A 17,403-nucleotide genomic window follows, 5' to 3' on the forward strand; every position below is an offset into this window, starting at 1 on the left:
TAACTCCTTTTTTATCATCTTTGGAATACGCACACTCCGTGCGCAGGCCCGTGCCAGACAGCCATTACTACCGGATTATCCGCTCCGGCAAAGGGGGGAACAGCGCGCCATTCCCCGTCAGGTAAAACAATCTCTGCGACGTCATCCGTCGCGTTCAGCGTCACCAGCCACTTATCCGACAGCAGGATTTGCAGACAGGTGATGCCGTGTTGCCACTCTTGCGCACTCAACGGTTGCGCGTCTTTATTCAGCCAGCGAACGTTGCCGTCGCCCTCTTCCCACCAGCGATCGGCGGTGAGCGCGGGGATCTGCTGGCGAAGGTGGATCAGCGCTGCGGTGAAATGGGTCAGTCCACTGTTCGCCTCACCCCAGTCGAGCCAGGTCAGGGTATTGTCCTGGCAATAGGCGTTATTGTTGCCGTGCTGACTGTGGCCCTGCTCATCGCCCGCCAGCAGCATCGGCGTGCCCTGCGATAACAAAAGCGTCGTCAGCAGCGCATGAACGCTGGCGCGACGCCGCTCAATCACGTCCAGGCTCCCGCCTAATCCTTCTATACCATGATTAAAGCTATGGTTATTGTTAGTGCCATCGCGATTCTCTTCGCCGTTCGCTTCATTGTGTTTCTGATTGAAACAAACGCAGTCGCGCAGCGTAAAACCGTCGTGCGCCGTCACCAGATTAATGGTGGCCGACGGCCGTTTGCCGTCGCGCCTGAAGAGATCGCTGGAGGCGGCAAAGCGCCCGGCGAACTCCCCCAGTGACAGATCGCGCGCCAGCCAGAAGCGGCGCATGGCATCGCGATAATGGTCGTTCCACTCGGCAAACAGCGGCGGGAAATTCCCCACCTGATAGCCGCCCTCACCGATGTCCCACGGCTCGGCGATCAGTTTCACCTGCGAGAGCACCGGGCAATTTTTGATGGCCTCAAACAGAGGAGCCTGCTGGCTGAATGCCGGCGTGCGTCCCATGACGGGCGCCAGGTCGAAACGAAAACCGTCGACGTGGAACGTCTCAACCCAGTATTTCAGGCATTCATAAGCAAAATGCGTGACCGCCGGATGGCTGAGGTTGAGGGTGTTACCGCAGCCGGTCCAGTTCTCGTAATCGCCATCCTCTCTGATCCAATAATAGCTACGGTTATCAATTCCGCGCATGGAGAGCGTCGGGCCGTCGAGATCGCTTTCAGCGCTGTGGTTCAGCACCACGTCCAGAATGACCTCAATGCCCGCCGCGTGCAGCGCCTTCACCGCATCACGAAACTCGTCCCGCGCCGTCTCCGGATGGGCGGCGTAGCGGGGTTCAAGGGCAAACATCGCCAGAGGGTTGTAGCCCCAGTAGTTGCTCAGCCCCAGCCGCTGCAGGCGGGGTTCATTGGCGAAATGGGCGACGGGGAGCAGTTCCAGCGCGGTGATACCGAGGTGTTTCAGATAGGCAATCATCGTCGGATGGCCGAGTGCCTGATAGGTGCCGCGCATCGCGTTGGGGATCGACGGGTGCAGCCAGGTCAGCCCTTTGACATGCGCTTCATAAATCACGGTGTTGCCCCACGGCGTGCGCGGCGGAGCATCGTCTTCCCAGTCGTAGAGGTCGTTCACCACCACGCTTTTGGGCACGACCGCCGCGCTGTCGCGGTGGTCGGGCTCACCGTAGCCGACGTGAAACAGCGGGTCGTCTTTAAACTCGCCATCGACGCGGTGCGCGCACGGGTCAATCAACAGCTTCGCCGGGTTAAACCAGTGCCCCTGAGCCGGTTGCCACGGACCGTGTACGCGAAAACCGTAATGCATCCCCGGACGCCCGCCGGACAGGTACCCGTGCCAGATATCCCCTGTGCGAGACGGTAAATCGTAACGGTGCTCGTTACCTTCCCCGTCAAATACACAAAGTTCCACCCGCTCCGCGTGAGCGGAAAAGAGCGTGAAGTTCACGCCCTTACCGTCAAAACGCGCGCCGAGCGGTTCGGGATGACCTGCCGTAAGCTGCGTCATTCACCCTCCCGCATCAGCCAGATGGTGCCAAGCGGCGGCAGCGTCAGGCTCAGGGAGTTTGGCCGCCCGTGGCTTTCGATGGCGTCGCTCTGCACCAGCCCGCCGTTACCGGCGTTGCTGCCGTGGTAGTGCATGGAATCGGTATTCAGAATTTCGCGCCATTTCCCCGGCTGGTTAATGCCAAAGCGGTAGTGTTCGCGCGGTACCGGCGTGAAGTTACTGGCGACGATGATTTCGTTGCCGGCTTTATCACGACGCACAAAGACAAATACCGAACGCTCATGGTCGTCCACTACCAGCCACTCGAAGCCGTAGGGGTCGAAATCCAGCTCGTGGAGGGCTTTGTGATGGCGATAGGTCAGGTTCAGGTCACGCACCAGACGCTGCACGCCGTGGTGCCAGTTGTCGCCGCCTTCCAGCAAATGCCAGTCGAGACTGGAGTCGTGGTTCCACTCGCGCCCCTGGGCAAATTCATTGCCCATAAACAGCAGTTTTTTACCCGGGAAGGCAAACATCCAGCCGTAGTAGGCGCGCAGGTTGGCAAACTTCTGCCACGCATCGCCCGGCATACGGTCGAGAATGGATTTTTTGCCGTGCACCACTTCATCGTGCGACAGCGGCAGCATGAAGTTTTCGGTGTAGTTATAGAGCAAGCCGAAGGTGAGCTTGTCGTGATGGTACTGACGGTACACCGGGTCGAGCTTCATGTAGTCGAGCGTGTCGTGCATCCAGCCCAGGTTCCACTTATACCAGAACCCCAGACCGCCTGATGACGGGGGTCGGGAGACGCCTGCAAAGTCCGTCGACTCCTCCGCCATGGTAACCGCACCCTCGACCTGCTCACCGATAATACGGTTAGTGCTGCGCAGGAATTCAATCGCTTCCAGGTTTTCGCGGCCGCCATACTCGTTCGGGATCCACTCGCCCTCTTTGCGGCTGTAGTCGCGGTAGATCATTGACGCCACCGCATCCACGCGCAGGGCATCAATGCCGAAGCGCTCAATCCAGTACAGGGCATTACCGACCAGATAGTTCGCGACTTCACGACGACCATAGTTGTAGATCAGCGTGTTCCAGTCCTGGTGATAGCCTTCGCGCGGGTCGCTGTGCTCGTACAGTTTTGTGCCGTCAAACTCTGCCAGCGCAAAGTCATCAGAAGGGAAATGACCAGGCACCCAGTCGAGGATCACGTTCAGCCCGGCGGCGTGCGCGGCATTAATGAAATAGCGGAAGTCATCGCGCGTGCCGAAGCGGCGTGTTGGGGCATACAGCCCGGTTGGCTGGTAGCCCCAGCTGCCGTCGAACGGATGCTCGTTAACCGGCAGCAGTTCGAGGTGGGTAAAGCCCATCCATTTAGCGTACGGCACCAGCTGGTCGGCGAGTTCCCGGTAGCTCAGCCAGAAGTTGTTATCGGTGTGGCGGCGCCAGGAGCCGAGATGCACTTCATAGACGGAGATCGGCGCATCAAAGCGGTTGGCCTGTTTACGCTCTTCCGTCTGGACCACCTTCTCCGGCAGGCCGCAAATCAGCGACGCCGTGTCCGGACGCATCTGCGCCTCGAAAGCATACGGGTCGGCTTTAATGCGCAGCTTGCCGTGAGCATCGATCATTTCGAATTTGTAGAGCTGGCCGTTATGCGCCCCCGGGATAAACAGCTCCCAGATGCCCGTCTCCCGGCGCAGACGCATCGGATGGCGACGACCGTCCCAGTAGTTGAACTGCCCGACAACGGAGACGCGCTGGGCGTTAGGCGCCCACACCGCAAAACGCGTGCCGGTGATGCCGTCCATGGTATCCGCATGAGCACCCAGCGTTTCATAAGGGCGCAGATGCGTACCTTCAGACAGCAGCCAGGCGTCCATCTCTTTTAAGAGCGGACCGAAGCTGTAAGGATCATCAATCAGGTTTTGCTGGCCGTGCCAGATAACGGCGAGTTGATAACGAAAGGGGTTTTTACGACGGGGCATGATGCCCGAGAAGAAGCCACGCGAGTCGAGGCATTCAAGATTGGCCACCTTGCGGCCGGTTTTGGGCTCAATGACCCACACTTCGGTCGCATCCGGTAACAACGCCCGAACTTCCAGCCCGGCCTCTGTACGGTGCATCCCCAGCACGGAAAAGGGGTCGGCAAAATGACCCGCAATAAGCGCATTAATCACGTCTCTATCCACACGATCGGACATGGTATTCATCCTGTTTTTTATGTCGTCCTTTTTTAGCGCCTGGGACGACTTTAATGTGACCTGACGGGTATCCACTCAGTCCCGTCCTAACCTCAGGTAAGAAATGACTCTTCCTTAAAGCATAGCCAACGCTCTACATGACTCCTGATAAAAAATAAGACATACGCGTGTTACTCCATGTAGTACGCAAAAAAAGGGGGTGAAAATCACCCCCGGTCATTAACAAATTATTACGCCAGCTGGCGTAGCATGCGGCGCAGCGGTTCGGCGGCGCCCCACAGGAGCTGGTCACCGACGGTGAACGCGGAGAGGTACTCCGGCCCCATGTTCAGCTTACGCAGACGGCCAACCGGCGTGGTCAGCGTGCCGGTGACGGCAGCCGGGGTCAGCTCACGCATGGTGATATCGCGATCGTTTGGTACCACTTTCGCCCACGGGTTGTGCGCGGCCAGCAGCTCTTCCACGGTCGGAATAGACACATCTTTTTTCAGTTTAATGGTGAAGGCCTGGCTGTGGCAGCGCAGTGCGCCGATACGCACGCACAGACCGTCAACCGGAATGGTGTTCGCGGTATTGAGGATTTTGTTGGTCTCAGCCTGACCTTTCCACTCTTCGCGGGTCTGGCCGTTATCCAGCTGTTTGTCGATCCACGGGATCAGGCCACCGGCCAGCGGTACGCCAAAGTTATCCACCGGCAGCGCGCCGCTGCGGGTCAGATCGGTGACTTTACGCTCGATATCGAGGATCGCGGATGCCGGGTTTGCCAGCTCGGTTGCGACGCTGTGGTGCAGCTGGCCCATCTGGGTCAGCAGCTCGCGCATATGACGCGCGCCGCCGCCGGACGCGGCCTGGTAGGTCGCCACGGAAACCCATTCAACCAGATCCTGCGCAAACAGGCCGCCAAGGGACATCAGCATCAGGCTGACGGTGCAGTTACCACCGACAAAGGTTTTCACACCGTTGTTCAGGCCATCGGTGATCACGCCCTGGTTAACCGGGTCGAGAATAATGATGGCATCGTCTTTCATGCGCAGCGAAGAGGCCGCGTCAATCCAGTAGCCCTGCCAGCCGCTTTCACGCAGCTTTGGATAGATTTCGTTGGTATAATCGCCGCCCTGGCAGGTCACAATAATATCAAGTGCCTTCAACGCTTCCAGATCGTAAGCATCCTGCAACGTGCCTGTGGTACCACCAAAGGACGGTGCAGCCTGGCCGAGCTGGGAAGTGGAGAAGAAGACCGGGCGGATAGCGTCGAAATCGCGCTCTTCAACCATGCGTTGCATGAGTACAGAGCCGACCATACCGCGCCAGCCGATGAAACCAACGTTTTTCATAGCATTTTTTTCCTGCTGAGGGTGTGTGCTGATTGTGCAAGCCAGTATTGAACTGGGATATGCTTCACATTACAAAATGCTGCCAAAGTCGCAAGCGAAATTAATCGATGATTGCCCGGCAATCAGAAATACAGCTAATTATCATAATAACCATAGAGATGTTCAGGGATAATTTACATGAGTGAAATCATTTCCGCAGCGGTTTTATTGATCCTGATAATGGATCCACTGGGCAACCTGCCTATCTTCATGTCGGTGCTGAAGCACACTGAGCCGAAGCGCCGCCGGGCGATCATGATCCGCGAGTTGCTCATCGCCCTGCTGGTGATGTTTATCTTCCTGTTTGCGGGAGAAAAGATCCTCGCCTTCCTGAACCTGCGCGCAGAAACGGTCTCCATTTCCGGCGGGATTATTCTGTTCCTGATTGCCATTAAGATGATTTTCCCGAGCGCCGAAGGGAGCAGCAGCGGCCTGCCCGCGGGCGAAGAGCCGTTTATCGTACCGCTGGCGATTCCCCTCGTCGCCGGGCCGACCATTCTGGCCACCCTGATGCTGCTGTCACATCAGTATCCGAATCAAATGAGCCACCTGGTGATTGCCCTGCTTATCGCCTGGGGCGGGACATTTATCATCCTGCTGCAATCGTCGCTGTTCTTGCGCCTGCTGGGGGAGAAAGGGGTTAACGCGCTGGAGCGCCTGATGGGGCTGATTCTGGTGATGATGGCGACGCAGATGTTCCTGGACGGGATCCGCGCGTGGATGAAAGGCTAGGTAAAAGCAAAATGGCCACGCAGTGGCCATTTTTAGTGTTTGCCCCCTCTCCCCGTGGGAGAGGGCCGGGGTGAGGGCATCAGACCGCAGCGGCGGACCACCTACCCCTTACGAATCAAATACCGGTACGGCAGCGCTTCTGTCTGCTGCGCCACAAGCTCATGCTCCATAAAGGTACAAAACCCGGGAATATCGCGGGTCGTGGCCGGGTCGTCTGCAATAATCAGCAGCGTTTCACCGGGCTGCATGTTACGCACGGTCTTGCGTACCATCATTACCGGCTCCGGGCAGCGAAGGCCCTGAGCATCAAGGGTATGGTCTGGGCTGGAAAACAGGTCGGTCATGGTCTTCTCGGTCTGGTAAAAACGGCTGTAGTTTACGCCCGGTGGCGGACAATGCAAACCAGGTTAACGATTGCGCAAAAATCAACCATTGCAATGTCCAGCCAAAGCAGTATCATGCTGCGGTTTTTATTGGGTTCCCTCACCCCAACGTATAAAAAGGTCACAATATGACGCAGTTCTCTGAATCACAGCGCGTTAAAGCGTTGTTCTGGCTTTCGCTTTTTCATTTACTGGTGATCACGTCCAGTAACTATCTGGTGCAGCTCCCCATCTCCATCTTTGGTTTTCATACCACCTGGGGCGCGTTCAGTTTTCCGTTTATTTTCCTCGCCACGGATTTGACCGTGCGTATTTTTGGCGCACCGCTGGCCCGCCGCATTATTTTTGCGGTCATGCTTCCGGCGCTGTTCATCTCATACGTGGTGTCGTCCCTGTTTTATATGGGAAGCTGGCAGGGCGTTGAGGCGCTGACGCACTTCAACCTGTTTGTCGCCCGTATCGCCGCGGCAAGCTTTATGGCCTACGCGCTGGGGCAGATCCTTGACGTGCACGTGTTTAACCGTCTGCGCCAGAACCATCGCTGGTGGATGGCGCCTACCGCCTCCACGCTATTCGGTAACGTGAGCGATACGCTGGCCTTCTTCTTCATCGCTTTCTGGCGCAGCCCGGATGCCTTTATGGCCGAGCACTGGATGGAAATTGCGCTGGTGGACTACTGCTTCAAGGTCCTCATCAGCATTGTCTTCTTCCTGCCAATGTACGGCGTGCTGCTGAATATGCTGCTGAAAAGGCTGGCAGATAAATCTGAAATCACGGCATTGCAGGCTGGTTAAGGGTTCGCTTTATCAGTTGTGATAAGATGGACGAATGAGCCGTTATGGCCGTTTATCGAAAGGAAGAAGTCAATGCGCAATCTGGTTAAATATGTCGGGATTGGCCTGCTGGTTGTGGGTCTTGCAGCCTGTGATAACAGCGACACGAAAACGCCTGCTCAGGGCGCATCCGCAGAGAGCAACGCGACCGGCCAGCCGGTGAATCTGATGGATGGCAAACTCAGTTTCTCTCTGCCAGCCGATATGACTGACCAGAGCGGCAAGCTGGGTACCCAGGCGAACAACATGCACGTTTACTCCGACGCAACCGGTCAGAAAGCGGTCATTGTGATTGTGGGCGACGACACCAGCGAAGACCTGGCCGTCCTGTCTAAACGTCTGGAAGATCAGCAGCGCGGCCGCGATCCGCAGCTGCAGGTGGTGACCAATAAATCCATCGAGCTGAAAGGCCACACGCTGCAACAGCTGGACAGCATCATCTCTGCCAAAGGCCAGACCGCTTACTCTTCTGTGGTGCTGGGCAAGGTGGATAACAAACTGCTGACCCTGCAGATCACCCTGCCAGCGGAAGATCAGCAGAAAGCGCAGACGGCGGCTGAAAACATCATTAACACCATCGTGATCCAGTAACCTTCACGATGATGACGTGGCCTCCGGTGCTTGCACCGGGGGCCATTTTTTTAGCCGCCACGTCAGTAACAAGGCAATTATCACCAGACCCGCTGCGGCAAGATAAATCACCGGTACCCCTGCCCAGGCCATCACCAGCCCCGCCAGCGGCCCGGTAATGCCTAACGACATATCCATAAATACCGTATAGGTCGCCAGCGCCGCTCCCTGGTTCTGCTGCGGCACCGCTTTCACCGCCACCACGCCCAGCGCCGGGAAGACCAGCGAGAAACCGGCCCCCGCAAGGAAGACGCCCATTTTCGCCATCCAGGGTGCACTGGCGATGCCGGTCAACAGCAGCCCGACGATCTCGACCGCAAAGCAGATCATCGCCACATTCAGCCCACCCAGACGGTTGATGCCGTTCGGGAAAAGCAGGCGCGCGCCAACAAACGCCACGCTAAAGAGGGTTAACGCAAAGGCCGCGCCCTCCCAGCCTTTGGCGTCATAGAACAGGGTAATGAAGGTCGCAATGACGCCGAAGCCGGTCGTCGCCAGGGCCAGTGCCATACCGTACGGCCATACGCGGCCCAGCACGGCCCGAAACGGCAGTGGCTTGCCCTTGCTGGCCTTTACTTTCGGGCGCGGCAGGGCAAACAGAATCGCCAGAAGCGCGACCACCATAATGGTGATGGCGAGCCCATAGAGCCCGCCAAAGGCATAACAGGCCACGCCGAGCGGTGCACCGAGCGCCATCGCGCCGTAGGTAACAATTCCGTTCCAGGAGATCACCCGGCCAATGTGTGATGCGCCGACAACGCCCACGCCCCACAGCGTGGAGCCGGTTCCCGCCAGACTTTGCCCAATACCGAGGATGACGCGGCCCAGGCAGAGGAGCGTCAGACTGACCAGCGGCCAGGCGCTGGTTGTGGCCGCCAGCAGGTAGCTCAGGCCACTGAGGAAACAGCCGCACAACCCCACCACGACGATGCTTTTTGGTCCGAACATGTCCGCGTAGCGCCCGGCATGCGGCCGGCTTAACAGCGTGGCGAAATACTGCAGGCTAATCACCAGCCCCGCCCAGAATGCGCTAAACCCCATTACGTCATGGACATAGCCCGGCAAGACCGCCAGCGGCAGACCAATGGTCAGATAACTGGCAAAGTTGAAAATGACGACGGAAACAATACGCAGATTGAGGCGCAATCCGCTCAGCGCCGGTTCAGCGGCAGGTTCGGGCATGGAGTTAGACCTGAATTTTTTGCAACAGTGTTTCACTATTACCACGACGCCATCAGAAAATCAGCCCCGACTTTCAGATTATCGGTGCCAGACGAAGCGGAAGCCAGGCACTACACTTAATGCGTCATCTTACTAAGGAACGCGCATGATCTCCCCCCAGCCCGATAAAGCAGGACTCCACATTTTATTAAAACTCGCCTGTCTGGTGGTTATCCTTGCGGGTATTCATGCTGCCGCTGACATTATCGTCCAGCTTCTGCTGGCACTCTTTTTTGCCATTGTTCTCAATCCGCTGGTGACCTGGTTTTTACGCCGGGGCGTTAGCCGCCCGGTGGCCATCACTATTGTGGTGATTGTAATGCTGATTGGCCTGACGGCACTCTTCGGCGTACTGGCCGCATCGCTGAGCGAATTCTCCACCATGCTGCCGCAGTACAATAAAGAGCTGACGCGCAAAATCATCGCCCTGCAGGAGATGATGCCCTTTCTTAATCTGCATATCTCGCCAGAACGGATGCTGCGCAGGATGGATTCAGAGAAAGTTATGACCTACGCCACCACGCTGATGACCGGTCTTTCCGGCGCGATGGCCAGCATTTTGCTGCTGGTCATGACGGTGGTGTTCATGCTGTTCGAAGTCCGTCATGTGCCCTACAAGCTGCGTTTTGCATTAAATAACCCGCAAATCCATATTGCCGGTTTACACCGCGCGCTGAAGGGCGTGTCCAAATATCTGGCGCTGAAAACGCTGTTGAGCGTATGGACCGGGATCATTGTCTGGCTGGGGCTGATGCTGATGGGCGTCCAGTTCGCCCTGATGTGGGGGGTGCTGGCATTTCTGCTGAACTACGTTCCCAACATTGGCGCCGTGCTCTCCGCCGTGCCGCCGATGATTCAGGCGTTTCTGTTTAATGGATTTTATGAATGTATGCTGGTCGGCGCGCTGTTCCTCGTCGTGCATATGGTGCTGGGGAATATTCTCGAGCCGCGCATGATGGGGCACCGGCTGGGCATGTCGACGCTGGTGGTATTTTTATCCTTACTGATTTGGGGATGGCTGCTGGGCCCGGTTGGGATGCTGCTGTCGGTTCCGCTGACCAGCGTATGTAAAATCTGGATGGAGACCACCAAAGGGGGCAGCAAGCTGGCGATCCTGCTGGGGCCGGGACGACCCAAAAGCCGGTTGCCGGGCTAAGCCGCTGGTCGGGTTAGCCATTATCGGGGACAATAGATTATAGTAATGGTTTCGCCGCGCAACTTTGCGACTCTCTGTTTGACTGAAGGCCAGACGTTATATGTACCAGGTTTTTCTGGGAAAAATCTCCTCGCTGAGCACCAACCGCTGGGCTGAAGCGCTCTCCCGACACGCGCCCGAAGGCGCCCATCGCGCGCGCTGGCTCGCTGGACGCGGGTTGCTTTCGCGTCTGTTGGCGCCGAAGCCACTCCCGGAGATTATCCACAACGAACAGGGGAAACCCCTTTTTGCCGGCGACTATCCGCTGTGGTTCAGCCTTAGCCACTCGGGAGATGAGATTGCGTTAATTATCAGTGACGAAGGTAACGTGGGCTGCTCCCTGGAACGTATTCGCCCGCAGGATAACTGGCGCACGCTCGCTAATGCCGTCTTCAGCGGCGCCGAGCATGAAGAGCTGGAAAAGGAAACGCCAGAGCGCCAGCTTACGGCATTCTGGCGTATCTGGACGCGAAAGGAAGCGATCGTTAAACAGTGCGGCGGTCACGCCTGGCAAATGGTTAGCATTGACAGTACCGCCAGCGCGTTTCATTCAGTCAGCCACTGCCGCATAGACTCGCTGAGCCTTGCGGTCTGTACCGCAACGCCCTTCGAACTCAGCGCCGGCCTGATCCATTCTGCTGACGACGTGCTGGCCTAAAAATCGTTAATACACCCAGCATAATAAACCCGACGCCCACCAGCCCGTGCCAGGAGAAGTGTTCCCCCCAGCCGGGCAGGACGATTGCCGCGGCCCACACCAGAATATAACTGAGGCTCAGCAAGGCATATGCTTTGCTGAGCGCCATGCGATGCAGCGCCAGATACCAGCAGCCCATAGAGGCCACATACCCCATCAACCCCAGCAGCAGCGCGCCCGTGCCGGATGAGAAGTGCCACAGCGCGGAAATAAGCGCCAGAACATCGCTGACCGGCGGCAGTGCCTGCATGGCATCGCGCAGCAACAGCTGTGCGGCGCTGACTAACAGCACGCTGCATAACGCCCAGAACGCGCCTTTCACAGGCTTCCTCCCAGCACGATAATCCCAATGATGATAAACCCGACCCCCAGCCAGTGGTGCGCAGCAACGTGTTCGCGCCAGAATACTTTTGCCGCCAGCGTTACCCAGACAAAGTTGAGGCTCAGCATAGGATAGGCGACGCCAACGGGCAGGCGTTGCAGCACCACCAGCCAGACCAGCATTCCGCTACCCAGCGCCAGCCCTGCCAGACCAAGCCACAACATAATGTGCGCGCCGCGCCGCCCGGCTTTCGCCGGACGGGTGGCCTGTTTCTGGCATAACTGCCCCGCGCAGCTGAGCAAGCTTGCCAGTACCAGCCAGGTCCAGGTCATCACTTCGGCAGATACTCCAGCAAGGCAAACCGTCCCTGGATATAGAGATTGTCCGGCTGCGGTAAATTCGCCCGTGAGATATCGTCACGCTTTGACAGCAGAACCACCAGCGACACACGCCCCTGCTGACGATGCGTCGCCAGCCACTGCGCGAAGTCATCTTTGTCGACGTAACGATCTTTCACATCGGGATAATCCAGCCCGTAACGCAGTTCGCCGCTCTGACCAAACAGCGTAATGTCATTACGCTTCAGCTCCCACGCCAGACCCGCGGCCACGCCAACGTTATTGGCCAGCACAAATCGGCTTTCCTGAAGCGGCTCGCGCACGGTATCGACCAGCGACTGCGGCTGTTTGGAATCCACCACCAGGTTAGGAATGGCAAAACCAATCAGCAATGCCAGGCCTGCAGGACACAAGGCTGCCAGCCACCACCGCTGCTGACTCTGTCTGAACGTAAACCAGCCCACCGCGGCCCAGAGGAGGAACGCCACCACTGCACAGAACACTTTGTACAGTTCGACCGGCGTCCAGACCGGATGCTTAGCCAGCCCCCATGGCGAGACCACCAGCGCCGCAATCACGCCGAACACCCCAAACGCCAGGTTAATCCCACCGTTAATGCGCAACGCTCTCGCACCTTTTTCCGCCGCGAGGCAGGCATAGCGCGCCATCAGGATAGCCAGCGGGGCAAAACAGGGCAGGATGTAGGTCGGCAGTTTGCCTTTGGCGATGCTGAAGAACAGCAGCGGCATCACCACCCAGCCCAGCAGATAGAATCCTCCCCCCGCGCTTTGTCTGTCATTCCAGCCGAGACGAAACGCGCCCGGCAGCAGTGCCAGCCACGGCAGACTGCCCGCGAGCAGGAACGGCAGGTAATACCAGAACGGGGCTTTATGCTGGGCGTCGCTCTGGGCAAAACGCTGAATATGTTCAACCCAGAAGAAGTAACGCCAGAAATCAGGCTCCCGATGCGCAATCGCCAGCGCCCACGGCAGGACAATCAGCACGCAGCTCAGGATCGCGAGCCAGCCAAAAATCAGCACCTCTTTCCAGCGCTTCTGGACGATCACCCACGGCAGCACGCCAATCACCGGAACGGCCAGCGCCAGGAAGCCTTTGGTCATCACCCCCATCCCACAGGCCAGCCCAAGCAGCACATAGCCACCCGCTTTTCCGGCCACGGTTTGGGCCTGCGAGGCCAGCCAGAAGCTGCACATCGCCGCCACCAGCCACAGGGTGATAATAGGATCCAGCACCGCATACGTGCCGATACCGTACACCAGGAACAGGGTCAGGAAGATAAGGCCGGAGAAAATGGCTACTCGCTTATCCCGCCAGAGACGCCAGGCCATCCAGATCACCAGCAGCGCCGTTAACCCGGTGGAGAATATCGCCCCGGCGCGTACGGCAAAGTTGGTGTGCCCGAACAGCAACTGCCCGAGACTGTTGATCCAGTAGCCAGCAATCGGTTTTTCAAAGTAACGCAGCCCCAGAAAATGCGGGACGACCCAATCACCCGATGCCAGCATTTCGCGGCTGATTTCCGCATAGCGCGTTTCGTCAGGCTGCCACAGCAGGCGGACATCGACAGGAATGAGGTAGTAAACGATAAACAGTGCGAGAAGCGCTAAGCCATAACGGGCTGTTTTCATGGGACCGGACTCACGGTGTGTTGATGGCCAAGCCAGCCTTCCCGGCCAGCCAGTTCATTACGGACAATTTTTCCCACAGGCAGGGTGCTGAGGTCGTCGGGCAGCAGCTCGCTCAACGGGCAGAATTCAATGCCCTCCTGAGCGGCCAGGGTCAGCAACGCATCGAAATCATGCTGATACGCAATCCCCTCTACTTCTGCATGGATGGTATACACCGGCGTACCCGTATCGCGATGCATACGGTCCAGAATATAACGATTAAATTCTTCCGCCTTCACCTCGCGTCCGACCACTTCATCCCAGGTGGGAAGCGTGACCGGAATTTGCACCGTACCGTAGTGATTTTCGCCTAACAGCGGCAAAAACGGACCGGTTCCGCGGCAATCGCTGTTGTAGCGAAACGCAAAGGCTTCTTTGGCCTTTACGACCCGTTGATCCGCACGCCATCCTGCCACGGCGGAACAGCGCACGGGCTGACCGGTGATGGCCTCCAGCTCCAGCATTCCACGCTCAATTTCACGGGAGAGACGCGGGATATCCCAGACGCCTGCCCACGCCTGCCAGGCGTGGTGATCCCAGGCATGCAGGCCGACCTCATGCTGCTGCGCCGCCTCACGGATAACCGCTTCGTTACCCGCGCCGATGCGTCTACCGGGCCAGGCGGTGCCGGCCAGCAGAATATCCCAGCCGTAGAGAGATGCTGCGCGTGAGCGCAGCATTTTGAACAGAAATGCCGGTTTAATCAGACGCCATAAATGGCGTCCCATGTTGTCAGGCCCCACGCTGAAGAAGATGCTGGCACGCACACCGTGCTTGCTCAGCAGTTCCAGCAGCCTGGGGACGCCGTCACGCGTTCCCCTGAAGGTGTCGACATCAATGCGTAAACCGACTTTTTTCATGAGACCTGTTCCGACAGCTCCACGGTGCGCAGGAAGAAATCGAGCGTCTCGTCAATGGTTTGCTCCATCTTCACCGTCGGTGTCCAGTTCAGGCAGCGCTTCGCATTGCGAATACTCGGCTTACGGTGCTCAACGTCCTGGTAGCCTTTACCGTAGTAGCTGCTGCTTTCCACTTCGCGGAAACCGGCAAACGGTGGGAATTTATCGCGCAGCGGATGGCGCTCAAAGCTGGCCAGCAGCATCTCAGCCAGTTCGCGAATGCTCGCTTCGTTGTCAGGGTTCCCGATGTTGATGATTTGACCGTTGCAGCGGTTATCTTTGTTTTCGATGATGCGGAACAGCGCTTCGATACCGTCGCTGATATCCGTGAAGCAGCGTTTCTGTTTGCCGCCTTCGATAAGCTTAATCGGTGAGCCTTCTACCAGGTTCAGGATCAGCTGGGTGATCGCACGGGAGCTACCGATACGCGCCGCGTTCAGGTTATCCAGACGCGGGCCCATCCAGTTGAACGGACGGAACAGGGTAAAGCGCAGCCCCTCTTTCTCACCGTAGGCCCAAATCACGCGGTCCAGCAGCTGTTTGGAGACAGAGTAGATCCAGCGCTGTTTGTTGATCGGCCCGACCACCAGGTTAGAGGTGTCTTCGTCGAAGTTTTTGTCGGTACACATGCCGTACACTTCAGAGGTGGACGGGAAGATGATGCGCTTGTCGTATTTCACGCAGTCGCGAATGATCTTCAGGTTCTCCTCGAAGTCCAGCTCGAACACGCGCAGCGGGTTACGGGTGTACTCGATAGGCGTGGCGATGGCGACCAGCGGCAGTACCACGTCACATTTTTTAATGTGGTATTCAATCCACTCGGAATGGATGCTGATATCCCCTTCCACGAAGTGGAAGCGTGGGTTGTCGAGGAAACGACTGATCGCATCCGCGCCAATATCCAGGCCATAGATTTCGTAGTTATCGTCTTTGAGCAGGCGTTCAGTCAGGTGGTTACCGATAAAGCCGTTCACGCCGAGGATCAGCACGCGGGTGCGGCGTTTAACGGCAACCACCGGGGCGCTTGTGATCAGCGCCCCGGCGACCAGGCCCAGAGACTGGGCCAGCTGCGTGCCCTGCACGTAAAGACCGCTGTCGGTTTGCCCGGTAATAATCTCCAGCGCCTGCTCGCCGCAGCTCACAATCAGCGGGGAGACGGAGACAACGGTGCCCGGTTTTGCCGCCGGGATGTCGTCGCGCACGCGGGATTTCCAGACGATAAATTTGCTTACGCCCGCAAAGCTGTATGCCCCCGGCCACGGGTCGGTCACGGCACGCACCAGGTTGTGAAGCTGGCGAGCAGGTTGGTTCCAGTCCAGACGACCATCCTCCGGCGTGCGGCGACCGAAGGTACTTGCTTTGCTCTCATCCTGCGCGGTCTCGCTGAAGGTGCCGTTCAGGATAGCTGGCAGCGCGTCGCGCAGCAGGCTTTGTGCCACGGTGCAAAGTTTCTGGTGCAGCTGCAGCGCCGTTTCATCCGCATCGATTGCCACGCGGTGCTGGGCAATGATGGCCCCCGCATCCGCACGGTGGACCATCCGGTGCAGGGTCACGCCCGTTTCCGTTTCGCCGTTCACCAGCACCCAGTTCAGCGGCGCGCGCCCACGGTAGGCTGGCAGCAGTGAGCCGTGAAGGTTAAATGCTCCTTTTGCGGCCAGGCCGAGGATCTCGTCGCAGATCAGGTTGCGATAGTAAAACGAGAAGATGACATCAGGGGCAAGCGCGCGGATGCGCTCCACCCACAGCGGATGGTTCACGTCGTCCGGGGCATAAACCGGAATCCCCCGCTCGGCGGCGATGCGCGCCACTGAGCTGAAAAAGTGATTTTCGCCCGCCGTGTCCGGATGGGTAAAGATTGCCGCAATGTCATAGCCCGCTTCCAGCAGGGCCAGCGTGCCCGTGCAACCCATATCGTGATAGGCAAATACAACAGCTTTCATGGGTGGATTTCCTCTTGAGATGCTTTGTGTTCCTGACGGACAACACGTTGAATAAAGTAGCGCGGACGTGCGCGGACATCGTTATAAATTCGGCCAATGTATTCACCGAGCAGGCCCATGCCGACAAACTGGGCACCGATGAACATAAACAGCACGGCAAAAAGCATGAAGACCCCTTCAGCCGCCCACTGCGGGCCAAAGACCAGCCGCAGCACCACCAGCAGGACGGAGAGCGCGAACCCCGCCAGCGCGATGATGCTGCCGAAAACGCTCAGCAGACGCAGCGGCGTGGTGGTCAGGCAGGTGATAAGGTCGTACATCAGGTTGATGAGACGCATGAAGCTGTACTTCGATTCCCCGTGCTCACGCTCGGCATGCAGGACCGGGATTTCCGTTGCCTTACGGGCGAACGTGTTAGCGAGGATCGGAATAAACGTGCTGCGCTCGTGGCAATGCAGCATGGCGTCGACAATATGACGGCGGTAGGCGCGCAGCATGCAGCCGTAATCGCCCATCGCTTTACCGGTCGTACGTTGGATAAGACGGTTGATAGTGCGTGAGGCCAGCTTGCGGAACAGGCTGTCCTGACGGTTCTGACGCACCGTGCCGACCACGTCATAGCCTTCATCGGCTTTCGCCACCAGGCGTGGGATCTCCTCCGGCGGGTTTTGCAGATCCGCGTCCAGGGTGATGATCAGATCGCCCGTAACGTGGCTAAATCCGGCCATGATCGCCGAGTGCTGGCCGTAGTTACGGTTCAGCAGCACGGCAACAATATGGCTGCCTTCAGCCTGGGCAGCATCGGTCAGCATCATTGCGGAGTCATCGCTACTGCCATCGTCCACCAGCAGAATTTCATACGCTTTGCCCAGCGTCTCGCAGGCGGCCGTCGTGCGGCGAATCAGTTCAGGCAGGCTCTCCTGTTCGTTATAAACAGGAATGACGACGGAAACTTTTTGTACGGGTGGTGCACTGAACATA

16 protein-coding genes are annotated in these 17,403 nt (G+C 58.0%); 5 read left to right on the forward strand and 11 right to left on the reverse strand.

Annotated elements, in window-relative coordinates:
* Positions 1 to 14 precede the first annotated feature (14 nt).
* The 3 genes from glgX to asd form a co-directional block, all read right to left on the reverse strand.
* Positions 15 to 1,988 (reverse strand): glycogen debranching protein GlgX, encoded by a 1,974-nt coding sequence (glgX, locus tag A4308_RS05550; protein WP_045281311.1) that lies wholly within the window; start codon positions 1,986 to 1,988, stop codon positions 15 to 17.
* The gene (gene glgB, locus A4308_RS05555; protein ID WP_014885558.1) at positions 1,985 to 4,171 is read right to left on the reverse strand and encodes a 1,4-alpha-glucan branching enzyme; all 2,187 of its coding nucleotides are present in this window, start codon (positions 4,169 to 4,171) and stop codon (positions 1,985 to 1,987) included. The genes glgX and glgB overlap by 4 nt, the downstream gene beginning before the upstream one ends.
* A 230-nt stretch (positions 4,172 to 4,401) precedes the next feature.
* Positions 4,402 to 5,505, reverse strand: coding sequence for an aspartate-semialdehyde dehydrogenase (asd, locus tag A4308_RS05560; RefSeq protein WP_023331502.1), 1,104 nt, complete (start codon positions 5,503 to 5,505; stop codon positions 4,402 to 4,404).
* 177 nt (positions 5,506 to 5,682) lie between these two features.
* On the opposite strand from asd, the gene yhgN reads away from it, so the two are divergent.
* The gene (gene yhgN / locus A4308_RS05570; RefSeq protein ID WP_003861574.1) at positions 5,683 to 6,276 is read left to right on the forward strand and encodes an NAAT family transporter YhgN; all 594 of its coding nucleotides are present in this window, start codon (positions 5,683 to 5,685) and stop codon (positions 6,274 to 6,276) included.
* Positions 6,277 to 6,377: 101 nt separating this feature from the next.
* Here the strand turns inward: yhgN and tusA are convergent, their stop codons facing one another.
* Positions 6,378 to 6,620, reverse strand: coding sequence for a sulfurtransferase TusA (tusA, locus tag A4308_RS05575; protein ID WP_014885560.1), 243 nt, complete (start codon positions 6,618 to 6,620; stop codon positions 6,378 to 6,380).
* 167 nt (positions 6,621 to 6,787) lie between these two features.
* Here tusA and A4308_RS05580 point away from each other — a divergent pair, with 167 nt between their 5' ends.
* Together A4308_RS05580 and A4308_RS05585 are read left to right on the forward strand one after the other, a co-directional pair.
* The gene (locus A4308_RS05580) at positions 6,788 to 7,453 is read left to right on the forward strand and encodes a 7-cyano-7-deazaguanine/7-aminomethyl-7-deazaguanine transporter (protein ID WP_014885561.1); all 666 of its coding nucleotides are present in this window, start codon (positions 6,788 to 6,790) and stop codon (positions 7,451 to 7,453) included.
* 72 nt (positions 7,454 to 7,525) lie between these two features.
* Positions 7,526 to 8,083 (forward strand): DcrB family lipoprotein, encoded by a 558-nt coding sequence (locus A4308_RS05585; RefSeq protein ID WP_023309515.1) that lies wholly within the window; start codon positions 7,526 to 7,528, stop codon positions 8,081 to 8,083.
* A 3-nt stretch (positions 8,084 to 8,086) separates the two neighbouring features.
* Here A4308_RS05585 and A4308_RS05590 read toward each other — a convergent pair whose 3' ends face one another.
* On the reverse strand, positions 8,087 to 9,304 hold the full coding sequence (locus A4308_RS05590; protein WP_045135451.1) for an MFS transporter: 1,218 nt from the start codon (positions 9,302 to 9,304) through the stop codon (positions 8,087 to 8,089).
* A 145-nt stretch (positions 9,305 to 9,449) separates the two neighbouring features.
* On the opposite strand from A4308_RS05590, the gene A4308_RS05595 reads away from it, so the two are divergent.
* Both A4308_RS05595 and acpT read left to right on the forward strand, forming a co-directional pair.
* Entirely contained in the window at positions 9,450 to 10,499 is a 1,050-nt protein-coding gene (locus tag A4308_RS05595) for an AI-2E family transporter (protein ID WP_014885564.1), read from the forward strand.
* 100 nt (positions 10,500 to 10,599) lie between these two features.
* Positions 10,600 to 11,196, forward strand: a complete 597-nt coding sequence (gene acpT / locus A4308_RS05600; RefSeq protein ID WP_045281309.1) for a 4'-phosphopantetheinyl transferase AcpT — start codon at positions 10,600 to 10,602, stop codon at positions 11,194 to 11,196.
* Here the strand turns inward: acpT and arnF are convergent.
* The 6 genes from arnF to arnC are packed head-to-tail and all read right to left on the reverse strand — an operon-like array spanning position 11,153 to position 17,402.
* A complete protein-coding gene (gene arnF / locus A4308_RS05605; RefSeq protein WP_014885566.1) occupies positions 11,153 to 11,557 on the reverse strand; it encodes a 4-amino-4-deoxy-L-arabinose-phosphoundecaprenol flippase subunit ArnF in 405 nt (134 codons plus the stop codon). The two genes, acpT and arnF, sit on opposite strands and share 44 nt — an antisense overlap.
* Entirely contained in the window at positions 11,554 to 11,889 is a 336-nt protein-coding gene (arnE, locus tag A4308_RS05610; RefSeq protein ID WP_014885567.1) for a 4-amino-4-deoxy-L-arabinose-phosphoundecaprenol flippase subunit ArnE, read from the reverse strand. Before arnE ends, arnF begins: the two co-directional genes overlap by 4 nt.
* Positions 11,889 to 13,544, reverse strand: a complete 1,656-nt coding sequence (gene arnT, locus A4308_RS05615) for a lipid IV(A) 4-amino-4-deoxy-L-arabinosyltransferase (protein WP_045281308.1) — start codon at positions 13,542 to 13,544, stop codon at positions 11,889 to 11,891. Before arnT ends, arnE begins: the two co-directional genes overlap by 1 nt.
* The gene (gene arnD / locus A4308_RS05620) at positions 13,541 to 14,443 is read right to left on the reverse strand and encodes a 4-deoxy-4-formamido-L-arabinose-phosphoundecaprenol deformylase (protein ID WP_045135447.1); all 903 of its coding nucleotides are present in this window, start codon (positions 14,441 to 14,443) and stop codon (positions 13,541 to 13,543) included. Before arnD ends, arnT begins: the two co-directional genes overlap by 4 nt.
* Positions 14,440 to 16,422, reverse strand: a complete 1,983-nt coding sequence (gene arnA, locus A4308_RS05625) for a bifunctional UDP-4-amino-4-deoxy-L-arabinose formyltransferase/UDP-glucuronic acid oxidase ArnA (protein ID WP_014885570.1) — start codon at positions 16,420 to 16,422, stop codon at positions 14,440 to 14,442. Before arnA ends, arnD begins: the two co-directional genes overlap by 4 nt.
* The gene (arnC, locus tag A4308_RS05630) at positions 16,419 to 17,402 is read right to left on the reverse strand and encodes an undecaprenyl-phosphate 4-deoxy-4-formamido-L-arabinose transferase (protein WP_045135446.1); all 984 of its coding nucleotides are present in this window, start codon (positions 17,400 to 17,402) and stop codon (positions 16,419 to 16,421) included. The genes arnA and arnC overlap by 4 nt, the downstream gene beginning before the upstream one ends.
* Position 17,403: the final 1 nt, after the last annotated feature.

The organism is Enterobacter sp. ODB01 (assembly GCF_001623605.1).
Lineage (GTDB): Bacteria > Pseudomonadota > Gammaproteobacteria > Enterobacterales > Enterobacteriaceae > Enterobacter > Enterobacter kobei.

What these genes read in the sequence shown, in the direction of transcription:
- glgX (WP_045281311.1), bottom strand. Translation starts at nt 1,988, where the DNA reads ATGACGCAGCTTACGGCAGGTCATCCCGAACCGCTCGGCGCGCGTTTT.
- glgB (WP_014885558.1), bottom strand. Translation starts at nt 4,171, where the DNA reads ATGTCCGATCGTGTGGATAGAGACGTGATTAATGCGCTTATTGCGGGT.
- asd (WP_023331502.1), bottom strand. Translation starts at nt 5,505, where the DNA reads ATGAAAAACGTTGGTTTCATCGGCTGGCGCGGTATGGTCGGCTCTGTA.
- yhgN (WP_003861574.1), top strand. Translation starts at nt 5,683, where the DNA reads ATGAGTGAAATCATTTCCGCAGCGGTTTTATTGATCCTGATAATGGAT.
- tusA (WP_014885560.1), bottom strand. Translation starts at nt 6,620, where the DNA reads ATGACCGACCTGTTTTCCAGCCCAGACCATACCCTTGATGCTCAGGGC.
- A4308_RS05580 (WP_014885561.1), top strand. Translation starts at nt 6,788, where the DNA reads ATGACGCAGTTCTCTGAATCACAGCGCGTTAAAGCGTTGTTCTGGCTT.
- A4308_RS05585 (WP_023309515.1), top strand. Translation starts at nt 7,526, where the DNA reads ATGCGCAATCTGGTTAAATATGTCGGGATTGGCCTGCTGGTTGTGGGT.
- A4308_RS05590 (WP_045135451.1), bottom strand. Translation starts at nt 9,304, where the DNA reads ATGCCCGAACCTGCCGCTGAACCGGCGCTGAGCGGATTGCGCCTCAAT.
- A4308_RS05595 (WP_014885564.1), top strand. Translation starts at nt 9,450, where the DNA reads ATGATCTCCCCCCAGCCCGATAAAGCAGGACTCCACATTTTATTAAAA.
- acpT (WP_045281309.1), top strand. Translation starts at nt 10,600, where the DNA reads ATGTACCAGGTTTTTCTGGGAAAAATCTCCTCGCTGAGCACCAACCGC.
- arnE (WP_014885567.1), bottom strand. Translation starts at nt 11,889, where the DNA reads ATGACCTGGACCTGGCTGGTACTGGCAAGCTTGCTCAGCTGCGCGGGG.
- arnT (WP_045281308.1), bottom strand. Translation starts at nt 13,544, where the DNA reads ATGAAAACAGCCCGTTATGGCTTAGCGCTTCTCGCACTGTTTATCGTT.
- arnD (WP_045135447.1), bottom strand. Translation starts at nt 14,443, where the DNA reads ATGAAAAAAGTCGGTTTACGCATTGATGTCGACACCTTCAGGGGAACG.
- arnA (WP_014885570.1), bottom strand. Translation starts at nt 16,422, where the DNA reads ATGAAAGCTGTTGTATTTGCCTATCACGATATGGGTTGCACGGGCACG.
- arnC (WP_045135446.1), bottom strand. Translation starts at nt 17,402, where the DNA reads ATGTTCAGTGCACCACCCGTACAAAAAGTTTCCGTCGTCATTCCTGTT.